At 63.9% G+C, this 12,610-nt stretch carries 12 protein-coding genes; 8 read left to right on the plus strand and 4 right to left on the minus strand.

Annotated features, from left to right (window positions below; all coding sequences use genetic code 11):
• The first annotated feature begins 269 nt into the window (after nucleotides 1-269).
• The 6 genes from ssuE to GYA94_RS24120 all read left to right on the plus strand — a co-directional run bounded on the left by ssuE (nucleotide 270) and on the right by GYA94_RS24120 (nucleotide 4,982).
• On the plus strand, nucleotides 270-863 hold the full coding sequence (ssuE, locus tag GYA94_RS24095) for an NADPH-dependent FMN reductase (RefSeq protein ID WP_161893244.1): 594 nt from the start codon (nucleotides 270-272) through the stop codon (nucleotides 861-863).
• Between the two features lie 84 nt (nucleotides 864-947).
• Nucleotides 948-1,913 carry a sulfonate ABC transporter substrate-binding protein gene (locus GYA94_RS24100; RefSeq protein WP_029884766.1) on the plus strand — a complete coding sequence of 322 codons (966 nt, stop codon included), beginning with the start codon at nucleotides 948-950 and terminating at the stop codon, nucleotides 1,911-1,913.
• Between the two features lie 60 nt (nucleotides 1,914-1,973).
• Nucleotides 1,974-3,122 carry an FMNH2-dependent alkanesulfonate monooxygenase gene (ssuD, locus tag GYA94_RS24105; RefSeq protein WP_161893245.1) on the plus strand — a complete coding sequence of 383 codons (1,149 nt, stop codon included), beginning with the start codon at nucleotides 1,974-1,976 and terminating at the stop codon, nucleotides 3,120-3,122.
• A gap of 10 nt (nucleotides 3,123-3,132) precedes the next feature.
• Nucleotides 3,133-3,930, plus strand: a complete 798-nt coding sequence (gene ssuC / locus GYA94_RS24110; protein ID WP_054913222.1) for an aliphatic sulfonate ABC transporter permease SsuC — start codon at nucleotides 3,133-3,135, stop codon at nucleotides 3,928-3,930.
• Nucleotides 3,927-4,739: an aliphatic sulfonates ABC transporter ATP-binding protein gene (gene ssuB, locus GYA94_RS24115; RefSeq protein WP_110678897.1), complete on the plus strand. Its 813-nt coding sequence runs from the start codon at nucleotides 3,927-3,929 to the stop codon at nucleotides 4,737-4,739. Before ssuC ends, ssuB begins: the two co-directional genes overlap by 4 nt.
• A gap of 27 nt (nucleotides 4,740-4,766) precedes the next feature.
• Nucleotides 4,767-4,982, plus strand: coding sequence for a TOBE domain-containing protein (locus GYA94_RS24120; protein ID WP_003255829.1), 216 nt, complete (start codon nucleotides 4,767-4,769; stop codon nucleotides 4,980-4,982).
• Between the two features lie 184 nt (nucleotides 4,983-5,166).
• Here GYA94_RS24120 and GYA94_RS24125 read toward each other — a convergent pair whose 3' ends face one another.
• From GYA94_RS24125 to GYA94_RS24140, 4 genes are all read right to left on the minus strand, one after another.
• Nucleotides 5,167-5,793 carry a TetR/AcrR family transcriptional regulator gene (locus GYA94_RS24125; protein ID WP_110678895.1) on the minus strand — a complete coding sequence of 209 codons (627 nt, stop codon included), beginning with the start codon at nucleotides 5,791-5,793 and terminating at the stop codon, nucleotides 5,167-5,169.
• Entirely contained in the window at nucleotides 5,793-7,370 is a 1,578-nt protein-coding gene (gene gshA, locus GYA94_RS24130; protein ID WP_009682246.1) for a glutamate--cysteine ligase, read from the minus strand. Before gshA ends, GYA94_RS24125 begins: the two co-directional genes overlap by 1 nt.
• 153 nt (nucleotides 7,371-7,523) lie before the next feature.
• Entirely contained in the window at nucleotides 7,524-7,907 is a 384-nt protein-coding gene (locus GYA94_RS24135; RefSeq protein WP_009682247.1) for a PaaI family thioesterase, read from the minus strand.
• A complete protein-coding gene (locus tag GYA94_RS24140; protein ID WP_161893246.1) occupies nucleotides 7,907-10,231 on the minus strand; it encodes a Tex family protein in 2,325 nt (774 codons plus the stop codon). The genes GYA94_RS24135 and GYA94_RS24140 overlap by 1 nt, the downstream gene beginning before the upstream one ends.
• Before the next feature lie 216 nt (nucleotides 10,232-10,447).
• Between GYA94_RS24140 and ompR the strand changes: the two genes are divergently transcribed.
• Both ompR and GYA94_RS24150 read left to right on the plus strand, forming a co-directional pair.
• Nucleotides 10,448-11,188, plus strand: a complete 741-nt coding sequence (ompR, locus tag GYA94_RS24145; protein ID WP_009682249.1) for an osmolarity response regulator transcription factor OmpR — start codon at nucleotides 10,448-10,450, stop codon at nucleotides 11,186-11,188.
• Nucleotides 11,189-11,201: 13 nt separating this feature from the next.
• The gene (locus GYA94_RS24150; RefSeq protein WP_029887604.1) at nucleotides 11,202-12,515 is read left to right on the plus strand and encodes an ATP-binding protein; all 1,314 of its coding nucleotides are present in this window, start codon (nucleotides 11,202-11,204) and stop codon (nucleotides 12,513-12,515) included.
• The last annotated feature ends 95 nt before the right edge of the window (nucleotides 12,516-12,610 follow it).

Genomic DNA, 12,610 nt, shown 5'->3' on the forward strand with positions numbered 1-12,610 from the left:
GCTGCGAGCTGCGAGCTGCAAGCTGCGAGCTGCGAGCTGCGAGCTGCAAGCAAAAGCAAAAGCAAAAGCAAAAGCAAAAGCAAAAGCAAAAGCAAAAGCAAGAGCAAAAGCAAGAGCAAGAGCAAGAGCAAGAGCAAGAGCAGATCAGCTTGCGGCTTGTAACTTGAAGCTCTAAACCAAAATGGAATAAACAAATAAAAAAATATGATTTCTAGATATATAAACTGACTGCTAATGTCACCCCCAACAGAACACAAGGAAGCGCTGCAATGTTGGTCGTCTCAATCGGTGGTAGCCCAAGTCCACGTTCACGCTCCGGCGTGCTGCTGGAGCGTTCGCGCGAGTGGCTGCAGCATCGCGGCGTCGAAGTAGTGACGTTCCAGGTACGTGACTTCCCTGCCGAAGACCTGCTGCATGCCCGTTTCGACAGCCCGCAGGTACAGCACTTCCAGCAACTGGTGGCCCAGGCCGATGGCCTGATCGTCGCCACGCCGGTGTACAAGGCATCGTTTGCCGGTGCTCTGAAAACCTTGCTCGACCTGCTGCCCGAACGCGCTTTGGCACACAAGATCGTGTTGCCGATCGCCACCGGCGGCAGCATCGCCCACATGCTGGCGGTGGATTACGCACTCAAGCCTGTGCTGTCTGCACTCAAGGCGCAAGAGACCCTGCAAGGGATCTTCGCTGACGACAGCCAAGTCGCTTATGCAGAGGGCAGCAAGCCCGCGCAGCTGCTACCCGCGCTGGAAGAACGCCTGCAGGACTCGCTGGAAACCTTCCACGTTGCCCTGGCCCGTCGGCCGCGCCCCGTGGCCCCCGGTGTACTGAACGAACGCCTGCTCAGTGCTCGCTGGAGCATCTGACCGGTTTTATCCGCTTTACCACCTTACTCGCCCGCCAACGAGGCAAGCAGGTGCAACCCGAACCCTATCGCACAGGAGAGCGCCATGCGCACAGTCTTCTTGCGTCGCGGTCTGGTCGCCCTGTTCGCGGCGGCTGTGTCCTTCGGCGCCATTACCCAAGCCCAGGCCGAGAGCCTGCGTATCGGTTATCAGAAATACGGCACCCTGGTGCTGCTCAAGGCCAAGGGCACGCTGGAGAAGCGCCTGGCCGAGCAGGGCGTACAGGTGCAGTGGACCGAGTTTCCCGGCGGCCCGCAGCTGCTTGAAGGGCTGAACGTCGGCTCGATCGATTTCGGCGTCACCGGTGAAACACCACCGGTATTCGCCCAGGCCGCCGGCGCCGACCTGCTCTATGTGGCCTATGAACCGCCCGCGCCGCACAGCGAAGCGATTCTCGTGCCCAAGGGTTCGCCGGTGCAGTCGGTGAAGGACCTCAAAGGCAAGAAAGTCGCCCTCAACAAAGGCTCCAATGTGCACTACCTGCTGGTGCGTGCACTGCAAGACGCAGGCCTTCAATACAGCGACATCCAGCCGGTTTACCTGCCGCCGGCCGACGCCCGCGCAGCCTTCGAGCGCGGCAGTGTCGACGCCTGGGTGATCTGGGACCCGTACCAGGCCGCCGCCGAGCAACAGTTGCAGGCGCGCACCCTGCGTGACGGCAAGGGCCTGGTCGACAACCATCAGTTCTATCTCGCTACCCGCAACTACGCGACCGAGCACCCAGCGGTGATCAACACCGTTATCGAGCAAGTGCGCGCCGTGGGCGAGTGGTCGCAGGCCAACCCGCAGGAAGTCACCGACCAAGTGGCGCCGCTGCTCGGCTTGCCTGCCGACATCACACTTACCTCGGTCAAACGCCAAGGCTACGGCGCCGCGCCTCTGACCCCGCAGGTAGTGGCGGCGCAGCAGAAGATCGCCGACACCTTCCAAGCGCTCAAGCTGATACCCAAGCCGTTGAGCATCAAGGATGTGATCTGGACACCCCCGGCCAAGGTCGCTAGCGCGCCTTGAATGATGCGCCCATGCCGGGGCACCGCCCCGGCTCGTGCCCCCCTTGAGGAGACAACTCCAATGAGTCTGAACATTTTCTGGTTCCTGCCCACCCACGGTGACGGCAAGTACCTGGGCACTGCCGATGGCGCCCGCGCGGTCGACCACGGTTACCTGCAACAGATCGCGCAAGCTGCCGACCGGCTTGGTTTTGGTGGGGTATTGATCCCGACCGGGCGCTCCTGCGAGGACTCCTGGCTGGTCGCGGCCTCGCTGATCCCCGTGACCCAGCGCCTGAAGTTTCTGGTGGCCCTGCGCCCCGGCATCATCTCGCCAACCGTGGCTGCTCGGCAGGCAGCCACCCTTGATCGCCTGTCCAACGGCCGGGCGCTGTTCAACCTGGTCACCGGCGGCGACCCGGACGAGCTGGCCGGTGACGGCCTGCACCTGAACCACCAGGAGCGGTACGAGGCGTCGGTCGAGTTCACCCGTATCTGGCGCAAGGTGCTGGAAGGCGAGAACGTGGACTATGACGGCAAGCACATTCAGGTGAAGGGCGCCAAGCTTCTCTATCCGCCGATTCAGCAGCCCCGCCCACCGCTGTATTTCGGCGGTTCTTCAGAGGCTGCCCAAGACCTGGCGGCTGAACAGGTCGAGTTGTACCTGACGTGGGGTGAGCCACCGGCAGCCGTGGCCGAGAAGATCGCCCAAGTGCGCAAAAAGGCCGCTGCTCAAGGCCGCGAAGTACGTTTCGGTATCCGCCTGCACGTGATCGTGCGCGAAACCAACGAAGAAGCCTGGGCCGCCGCCGACCGCCTGATTTCGCACCTGGACGATGAAACCATTGCCCGTGCGCAGGCCTCACTGGCGCGCTTCGACTCGGTGGGCCAGCAGCGCATGGCCGCCCTGCACGGCGGTAACCGCGACAACCTGGAAGTCAGCCCCAACCTGTGGGCGGGTGTTGGCCTGGTGCGTGGCGGTGCGGGTACCGCGCTGGTCGGTGATGGCCCGACCGTGGCCGCACGGGTCAAGGAATACGCCGAGCTGGGCATCGATACCTTCATCTTCTCCGGCTACCCGCACCTGGAAGAGTCGTACCGAGTGGCCGAGCTGCTGTTCCCGCACATTGACGTGAACCGCCCGGAACAACCCAAGGCGGGTGGCTACGTGAGCCCGTTCGGCGAGATGGTAGCCAACGACATCCTGCCCAAGTCCGTCGCACAGAGCTGAGGGCCAGGCCATGAGTCGTGCAACTTCCAACAACCTTGCCCAGCGGCTGGCGCCATGGGCGCTGCCGGTGCTGCTGCTGGCCGCCTGGCAGCTGGCGGTCAGTGCTGGCTGGCTGTCGACGCGCATCTTGCCGGCGCCTAGCGCCGTGGTCAGTGCTGGCGTCGAGCTGGTGCGCAGCGGTGACATCTGGACCCACCTGGCCATCAGTGGCTGGCGTGCCGGGCTGGGCTTCGTCATCGGCGGCAGCATCGGCCTGGTGCTGGGCTTCATCACGGGCCTTTCGAACTGGGGCGAGCGCCTGCTCGACAGCTCGGTGCAGATGATACGCAACGTGCCGCACCTGGCACTGATCCCGCTGGTGATCCTGTGGTTTGGTATCGATGAGTCGGCGAAGATCTTCCTGGTCGCGCTGGGCACGTTGTTCCCGATCTACCTGAACACCTACCACGGCATTCGCAATGTGGACCCGGCGCTGGTGGAAATGGCCCGCAGTTATGGGTTGTCCGGCTTCAGCCTGTTCCGCCAGGTGATCCTGCCGGGGGCGCTGCCGTCGATCCTGGTGGGCGTGCGCTTTGCCCTGGGCTTCATGTGGCTGACCCTGATCGTTGCCGAAACCATCTCGGCCAACGCCGGCATCGGCTACCTGGCCATGAACGCCCGTGAATTCCTGCAGACCGACGTGGTGGTGCTGGCCATCGTTTTGTACGCCGTGCTCGGCAAGCTCGCCGACCTCGCCGCCCGTGGCCTGGAGCGTGTGTGGTTGCGCTGGCACCCAGCCTATCAAGTGGCGAAGAAGGAGGGCGCATGACCGTGCTCAAGGAACGGCCGCCACGCCTGCTGCGTGGCATCCCGCTGGCCGCCAACGGCGTGCGCAAGGCCTTTGGCCAGCGCGAAGTTTTGAAAGGTATCGACCTGCACATTCCGGCCGGCCAGTTCGTGGCCATTGTTGGCCGCAGCGGCTGCGGCAAGAGCACCTTGCTGCGTTTGCTGGCCGGGCTCGACCAGCCCACTGCCGGGCAGTTGCTGGCCGGGGCCGCGCCGCTGGACGAAGCGCGCGAAGAAACCCGCCTGATGTTCCAGGACGCACGCCTGCTGCCTTGGAAGAAGGTGATCGACAACGTGGGCCTGGGCCTGTCTGGCGACTGGCGCTCGCGAGCGCTGGATGCCCTGGAGGCGGTTGGCCTGGCCGACCGCGCCAATGAGTGGCCGGCAGCGCTTTCGGGTGGCCAGAAGCAGCGTGTGGCGCTGGCCCGGGCGCTGATCCACCAGCCGCGCCTGCTGTTGCTGGACGAGCCGTTGGGCGCGCTGGATGCCCTGACCCGTATCGAGATGCAGCAACTGATCGAACGCCTGTGGCGTCAGCACGGTTTCACCGTGCTGCTGGTTACCCACGATGTCAGCGAGGCGGTTGCCGTGGCTGACCGGGTGATCCTGATCGAAGACGGCGAGGTCGGGCTCGACCTCACTGTCGACCTGGCACGGCCTCGGGCGCGTGGTTCGCACCGCCTGGCTGCGCTGGAAAGCGAAGTGCTCAACCGTGTGCTGTCGGCCCCGGGCGCTGCGCCCGAGCCGGATCCTGTAGCCCCTCTGCCCACGCAACTGCGTTGGGCGCACTGAACCCCAGAAGCCAAAAGGAAGCCAATCATGACTATCAAAGCCATCAACGTGCGCAACCAGTTCAAAGGCACTGTGAAAGAAATCCTCGAAGGGCCGGTACTGTCGGAAATCGACGTGCAGACGGCTTCGGGCATCGTCACTTCGGTGATCACTACCCGCTCCGTGCGTGAGCTGGAGCTGCAGGTGGGCAGTGAAGTGATTGCCTTTGTGAAGTCGACGGAAGTGTCTATCGCCAAGCTGTGATGAAAGTGGCCCGCGGGCCGCTTTGCGGCCCTTCGCGGGCACGCCCGCTCCCACAGGGGATCGCGCATTTCTTGAGTGTGGGAGCGGGCGTGCCCGCGAAGGGCTGCAAAGCAGCCCTAGTAACGCTTAACTCGCGGGGCTGCTTTGCAGCCCGATCGCGACACCGGCGGTGAGGCCACCAAATTCAACGCTTGATTAGAAACGGCGGCAGATACAACCCCAGATACGCCTCGAACACCCGCTTGCCTTCCTCGGCCATACGCGGGGTGATCGCCTCATGCAGCTGCACCGAGCGCGCATACACCCGGTCGCTCAGCTCCATGGCCAGGGCAAACACATCCACATCCAGCGGCATCACCGGCAGGTGGAAATGCTGGTCGAACAACTTGTACATCAGGTCGCCCAGTTCCATGTCGTGCTGCCGATCGGCTTGCACCACTTCACTCAGCCCGTGCTGGGCCAGAATCAGTTGCCGCGCTGCTGCATCCTGGTTGTAGATATCCAGCATGCGCTGCTCGATCAGCCGTGACAGCTCATGCCAGGTACTGAACGCCTGGCTGTCGATCGGTGCCCTCAGAGCCTCACGGAAAGCCCGGTGCACGTCGGCGGTCAACGCCTCGAGCAACGCCGGCACGCTGGCGAAGAAGTGATAGACCGACGACGGCGGAATCTGCGCACGCTCGGCCACGCTGTAGATCGACATTGCCGCCACCCCCACCTCGGCCAGCAGTTCGCGGGCAGCCGCCAGGATCGCTTCGATCCTGGCCTGGCTGCTGGCGCGCGGTTTGCGCGGGGCAGCGGTACGCGTCATCAGTTGCTGATCGCCAGGATGCTGGCTTGATAGGCACCCACGAACAGGTCGAAATCACCGACTTCTTCCTGCTCCAGCTCGGCCTGCCTGGCCAGCGACTCGCGGGCCAGCGTCTCGTAGGTTTGTTGCTGCTCCTGGCTCAGCGGCTGTTCACGGAAGGTCTCGGCGTGAATACGGCTCTGGCGCAGCGAAAACTGCACGAAGCTTTCGTCATGCTCGGTCATGCGCGCCAGCACCTGGGCCGAAGGCGTCAGCGAGGCGTCATCGACCTTGGCCTGTTGCGCATCCAGCGCCTTGCTGTGGGCGTCGGTATCTTCGGCCTGGTCCAGTAGCTCGGCCAACTGCCGAATACGCTCGATCAGCTCGCCGGCCCACACCTTCAGGCTGACCGGCTGGCCGTTGCGCTGCAATTCCAGGCCCGGGCGGCGACCTTCCTTGACCACGGCCAGGAAGTTGCTGGTGCACTGGCCACACTCGGCATTGCCCAGTTGCGGGCTTTCTTCCAGGGCACAGAACAGCAGGAATGCATCGAGGAAGCGCGCCTCGGTCAGGTCGATGCCCACTGGCAGGAACGGGTTGATGTCCAGGCAGCGCACTTCCACATACTGCACGCCGCGCGAAGTCAGGGCCTGGATCGGCCGCTCGCCGGTATAGGTGACGCGCTTGGGGCGTATGTTCGAGTAGTACTCGTTTTCGATCTGCAGGATGTTGGTATTCAGTTGTACCCACTCACCGTCGACGTGCGTGCCGACCTCGACATAGGGCGGGTAGGGCGTGCCCACCGCCTTGCGCAGGCTGTCGGTGTAGCTGGCCAGGTTGTTGTAGCAAGGCGTGAGGCCCGCCTGGGCGTTGCTCTGGTAGCCCAGGTCGCTCATGCGCAGGCTGGTGGCGTAGGGCAGGTACAGGGTTTCGGCGTCCAGCTCTTCGAGCTGGTGCGGGCGGCCACGCATGAAGCCTTTGTCCAGGGCCGGCGAGGCGCCAAACAGGTACATCAACAACCAGCTGTAGCGGCGGAAGTTGCGGATCAGCGCAATGTAGGCCGACGACTGATAGTCGCGGTCGGGCTCGCTGCTGCCTTCGGCAGCACGCAGCAAAGGCCACAGAGCCTCTGGCAGCGAGAAGTTGTAATGAATGCCGGCGATGCACTGCATGGTGCGGCCATAGCGCAAGGCCAGGCCTTTGCGGTAGACGTGCTTGAGCTTGCCGATGTTCGAGCTGCCGTACTCGGCGATCGGGATGTCCTCTTCGGCCGGCAACGTGCATGGCATCGATGGGCTCCACAGGTACTCGTCGCCCAGCTTGCTGTAGACGAAACGGTGGGTCTGTTCGAGGCTTTCGAGCACCTTAGCCGGGTCGGCCAGCGCGGGGGTGATGAACTCCAGCAGCGACTCGGAATAGTCAGTGGTGATCTGCTCGTTGGTCAGCGCCGATCCCAGTGCATCCGGGTGCGGAGTCTGGGCCAGGCGACCTTCGTCGGTCACGCGCAGGCATTCGCGCTCAATACCGTGCAGGCACTGCTTGAGCAGGGGAAGATTGGCGCCGAGCAGGCTCAGGCGGCGGTTGAGGAGTTCGCTCAAGATGTATTCCTTCACGCGTCAGTCGCCCCAATATGGGGGTAGAGATAACGGTCTACAAGGGTAGGGAGAAAGGAACTGGCGTTGTCGCCTGGTTTACGCGGATCCAGCAGTGCCAGCGCACTGCTGAAAATACCGCAGATACTGCTTGGTGAGCTAGAGAACCGCAAAGGTTCCTTGCGCCTTGGCCACCAGTTTGTCGCCCTGGACTACGTCGGCGTCGACCACCAGGGTACGCCGCCCGGCATGCAGCACGCGGGCGGTGCACAGGACCTCGCCGTCACTGACGGCGCGCATGTAGTTGATCTTGCATTCGATGGTGACGCTTTGCTGGTCAAAGCCATGGTTGGCCGAACAGGCCAGGCCCATGGCGATATCCACCAGGCTGAAAATAGCCCCGCCGTGCAGCTTCTGGCCACGGTTGCGCAACTGCGGCTGCAGCGCCAGGGCGACCTCGGCAACGCCGGGCTCCAGGCGTTGCAGGCGGCAGCCAAGGAGCTGGCTGAAGGCGCTTTCGACATATTCGCGTGGTATGTCCATCACTTCTTCTTCAGCTGCTTGGCGTTGGCGAACAGCGCGGCCATGGCGTTGTTGGCCGGGGCCGCGGTGGCGGTTTCACGTTGGCGCGGCACCTGTTGCTGGCGGTTGCCTGCCGGGCCACGGTTACCGCCGCGGTTGCCTTCGACCTTTTCGCCCGGGGTGTCGCTCATGCGCATCGACAAGCCCACGCGCTTGCGCGGGATGTCCACTTCCATGACCTTGACCTTGACCACGTCGCCGGCCTTGACCGCCTCGCGCGGGTCCTTGACGAACTTTTCCGACAGCGCCGAGATATGCACCAGGCCGTCCTGGTGTACGCCGATATCGACGAAGGCACCGAAGTTGGTGACGTTGGTCACCACGCCTTCGAGGATCATGCCTGGCGCCAGGTCCTTGAGGTCTTCGACGCCATCCTGGAAGGTGGCGGTCTTGAACTCCGGGCGGGGGTCGCGGCCGGGTTTGTCCAGCTCCTGCAGGATGTCGGTCACGGTCGGCAGGCCGAAGGTTTCGTCGGTGAAACGCTTGGGGTCCAGGCGCTTGAGGAAGCTGCTGTCGCCGATCAGCGAGCGAATGTCGCGGTCGGTATCGGCGGCGATGCGCTGGACCAGGGGGTAGGCTTCGGGGTGAACCGCCGAGGCGTCTAGCGGGTTGTCGCCGTTCATCACCCGCAGGAAGCCGGCAGCCTGCTCGAAGGTTTTCTCGCCCAGGCGGCTGACCTTTTTCAGCGCCGCGCGGGTGGCGAACGGGCCGTTGGCGTCGCGGTGCGCGACGATGTTCTGTGCCAGCGTGGCGTTAAGCCCGGAGATGCGCGTCAGCAACGCCACCGAGGCGGTATTCACATCCACGCCCACGGCGTTCACGCAGTCCTCGACCACGGCGTCCAGGCCACGGGCCAACTTCAACTGCGAGACATCGTGCTGGTACTGGCCAACGCCGATGGATTTCGGGTCGATCTTCACCAGTTCGGCCAACGGGTCCTGCAGGCGGCGGGCAATCGATACGGCGCCACGGATCGATACGTCCAGGTCCGGGAATTCGCGGGCGGCCAGTTCCGAGGCCGAGTACACCGACGCGCCGGCCTCGGAAACCATGACCTTGGTGATTTTCAGGGCTGGATATTTCTTGACCAGTTCGGCGACCAGCTTGTCGCTTTCGCGGCTGGCGGTACCGTTGCCGATGGCAATCAGCTCCACCGATTGCTTGGCGCACAGCGCGGCCATGATGGCGATGGTCCGGTCCCAGTCGTTTTTCGGGGCGTGCGGGTAGACCGTGGTGTGGTCCAGCAGCTTGCCGGTGGCGTCGACCACGGCGATCTTGCAGCCAGTGCGCAGGCCAGGGTCGAAGCCCAGTGTGGCGCGCGGGCCGGCCGGAGCCGCCAGCAGCAGGTCGTGCAGGTTGTGGGCGAACACGTTGATCGCCTCGCCTTCGGCGTTGTCGCGCAGTTCGCCGAACAGGTCGGTTTCCAGGTGGGTGTAGAGCTTGACCTTCCAGGTCCAGCGCACCACTTCAGCCAGCCATTTGTCGGCCGGGCGGCTGCGGTTCTCGATGCCGACGTGGTTGCTGATCATCAGCTCGCACGGGTGCAGGGTACCGGGCAGTTCTTCGCCCACTTTCAGCGAAGCGCTCAGCACGCCCTCGTTGCGCCCGCGGAAAATTGCCAGGGCGCGGTGCGAAGGGGCGGTGCGCAACAGCTCGTCATGGGCGAAATAGTCGCGGAACTTGGCGCCTTCTTCTTCCTTGCCGGCCACCACGCGGGCACTGAGCACGGCTTCCTGCTTGAGGAAGCTGCGCAGTTTGTCGAGCAACGCGGCGTCTTCGGCAAAGCGCTCCATGAGGATGTATTTGGCGCCTTCCAGGGCGGCCTTCACGTCGGCCACGCCCTTGTCGGCATCGACGAAGCGTGCCGCTTCGCTTTCCGGGGTCAGTGACGGGTCGTTGAACAGGCCGTCGGCCAGCTCGCCGAGGCCGGCTTCGAGGGCGATCTGGCCCTTGGTGCGGCGCTTCTGCTTGTACGGCAGGTAGAGGTCTTCGAGGCGGGTCTTGGTGTCGGCCAGCTTGATTTCGCGGGCCAGTTCCGGGGTCAGCTTGCCCTGTTCCTCGATGCTGGAGAGGATGCTGGCGCGGCGTTCGTCGAGTTCGCGCAGGTAGCGCAGGCGCTCTTCCAGATGGCGCAGCTGGGTGTCGTCCAGGCTACCGGTCACTTCCTTGCGGTAACGGGCGATGAAAGGCACGGTCGAGCCTTCGTCCAACAGGCCCACGGCCGCCTCGACCTGCTGGGGGCGTACGCCCAGTTCCTCGGCGATACGGCTGTTGATGCTGTCCATGTAAACCACCTGACATTTGTGAGTACGGGGGTCGCCTATGGGCTTTCGCCCGGCGGCGCAGGATGAAAGCGGCGCATTATACCCATCGCAAACCGCTTGCGGTGATGGCGCCCGGCCAGTCGGAACTGGCGCCCGGGGAAAAATCTGCTAACAATGCTCACGGCACGCGTTGCAATGGCTACGCCATAATGCGCGGCGATCTCAGAGGAGTTATTCATGACCGGCACGCCGAACACCGCAGAAGGTGAAAAGATTCTCATCGTCGACGACGATCCAGGGCTGAGCAGCCTGCTGGAACGTTTCTTCACCAGCAAAGGCTACCGAGCCCGCGCGGTGCCCAACACCGAACAGATGGACCGCCTGCTGTCCCGCGAGGTGTTCAACCTGGTGGTGCTGGACCTGATGCTGCCGGGCGAAGACGGCCTGTCGGCGTGCAAGCGCCTGCGCCAGCACAACAACCAGATCCCGATCATCATGCTCACTGCCAAGGGTGACGAGCTCAGCCGCATCAAGGGCCTGGAGCTGGGTGCCGATGACTACCTGGGCAAGCCGTTCAACCCGGACGAGCTGATGGCCCGGGTCAAGGCCGTGCTGCGCCGCCAGGCACCCACCGTGCCAGGGGCACCGGGTAGCGAAGACGAGTCGGTCACCTTCGGCGACTACGAGTTGTCGCTGGCCACCCGCGAACTCAAGCGTGGCGACGAAGTGCACATGCTCACCACCGGTGAGTTCGCCGTGCTCAAGGCGCTGGTCATGCATGCCCGCGAGCCGCTGACCCGCGACAAGCTGATGAACCTGGCCCGTGGCCGTGAATGGGATGCCCTGGAGCGCTCCATCGACGTTCAGATTTCGCGCCTGCGGCGCATGATCGAGCCTGACCCGTCCAAGCCCCGCTACATCCAGACCGTGTGGGGCGTGGGCTACGTGTTCGTGCCGGACGGAAACGCCGGTAAGTGATGCCTGACCGTCGATGAAAACACCGCTCTGGTTTCCGCAAAGCTTCTTCGCCCGCACCCTGTGGCTGGTGTTGATCGTTGTCCTGTTCTCCAAGGCCCTGACCCTGGTCTACCTGCTGATGAACGAGGACGTACTGGTCGACCGGCAGTACAGCCACGGTGTGGCGCTGACTTTGCGCGCGTATTGGGCTGCCGACGAAGAAAACCGCGACAAGATCGCCGAGGCGGCAGGCCTCATTCGTGTGACCGGCTCGGGCGTGCCCGAAGGCGAGCAGCACTGGCCCTACAGCGAAATCTACCAACGCCAGATGCAGGCCGAGCTGGGCGAGGACACCGAAGTACGCCTGCGCATTCATGCGCCGCCGGCGCTGTGGGTAAATGCGCCGAGCCTGGGCCCGGGCTGGTTGAAGGTGCCGTTGTACCCGCACCCGCTACGCGGGCAGAAAATCTGGAACGTGCTGGGCTGGTTCCTGGCCATTGGCCTGTTGTCCACCGCTTCGGCGTGGATCTTCGTGCGGCAGTTGAACCAGCCGCTCAAGCGCCTGGTGTTCGCCGCCCGCCAGCTGGGCCAGGGGCGCAGCGTGCGGTTGCCGATCAGCGACACCCCCAGCGAGATGACCGAGGTGTACAGGGCCTTCAACCAGATGGCCGAAGACGTCGAGCAGGCCGGGCGTGAACGCGAGCTGATGCTGGCCGGGGTTTCGCATGACTTGCGTACACCGCTCACGCGCCTGCGTTTGTCGTTGTCGTTGCTCAACAGTGACAACGACCTGAGCGACGATATGGTCCGTGATATCGAAGACATGGACGCGATTCTCGACCAGTTCCTGGCGTTTATCCGTGATGGCCGGGACGAGCCGGTCGAAGAGGTCGACCTGGCGGACCTGGTGCGTGAGGTGGTCGCCCCCTACAACCAGCCGGAAGAACGTGTGCGCCTGTGCCTGGAGCCGATCCCGCCGTTCCCGCTGCGCCGCGTGTCGCTCAAGCGCATGTTGGGCAACCTGATCGGCAACGCCTTGCACCACGCAGGCAAAGGGGTCGAGGTGGCAGCCTATGTCTCGGGTGACGAAAGTGCGCCGTACGTGGTGCTGAGCGTGCTGGACCGCGGTACCGGCATTGATGAGTCGGAGCTGGAAACCATCTTCAACCCGTTCATCCGGGGTGACCGGGCGCGGGGTGGCAAGGGGACCGGGTTGGGGTTGGCCATCGTCAAGCGTATTGCGGCGCAGCATGGCGGCAATGTCGAGCTACGCAACCGGTCCGGGGGCGGTATCGAGGCGCGGGTGCGGTTGCCGTTGGGGCTGTTGCTGCCGCGTAACGCCGTTTGAGTTTGGTTGGCTGTGCCGGCCCTGTCGCCGGCAAGCCAGCCCCCACGGGGATCGCATCAGGGCTGACAGGTGTTTGCCACAAGGTATGCAACGCC

The sequence above is a fragment of the Pseudomonas juntendi genome (assembly GCF_009932375.1).
In the GTDB taxonomy this organism is placed as follows: Bacteria; Pseudomonadota; Gammaproteobacteria; order Pseudomonadales; family Pseudomonadaceae; genus Aquipseudomonas; species Aquipseudomonas juntendi.

Coding starts and splice junctions, on each gene's coding strand:
- ssuE (WP_161893244.1), top strand. CDS start 270: ATGTTGGTCGTCTCAATCGGTGGTAGCCCAAGTCCACGTTCACGCTCC.
- GYA94_RS24100 (WP_029884766.1), top strand. CDS start 948: ATGCGCACAGTCTTCTTGCGTCGCGGTCTGGTCGCCCTGTTCGCGGCG.
- ssuD (WP_161893245.1), top strand. CDS start 1,974: ATGAGTCTGAACATTTTCTGGTTCCTGCCCACCCACGGTGACGGCAAG.
- ssuC (WP_054913222.1), top strand. CDS start 3,133: ATGAGTCGTGCAACTTCCAACAACCTTGCCCAGCGGCTGGCGCCATGG.
- ssuB (WP_110678897.1), top strand. CDS start 3,927: ATGACCGTGCTCAAGGAACGGCCGCCACGCCTGCTGCGTGGCATCCCG.
- GYA94_RS24120 (WP_003255829.1), top strand. CDS start 4,767: ATGACTATCAAAGCCATCAACGTGCGCAACCAGTTCAAAGGCACTGTG.
- GYA94_RS24125 (WP_110678895.1), bottom strand. CDS start 5,793: ATGACGCGTACCGCTGCCCCGCGCAAACCGCGCGCCAGCAGCCAGGCC.
- GYA94_RS24135 (WP_009682247.1), bottom strand. CDS start 7,907: ATGGACATACCACGCGAATATGTCGAAAGCGCCTTCAGCCAGCTCCTT.
- GYA94_RS24140 (WP_161893246.1), bottom strand. CDS start 10,231: ATGGACAGCATCAACAGCCGTATCGCCGAGGAACTGGGCGTACGCCCC.
- ompR (WP_009682249.1), top strand. CDS start 10,448: ATGACCGGCACGCCGAACACCGCAGAAGGTGAAAAGATTCTCATCGTC.
- GYA94_RS24150 (WP_029887604.1), top strand. CDS start 11,202: ATGAAAACACCGCTCTGGTTTCCGCAAAGCTTCTTCGCCCGCACCCTG.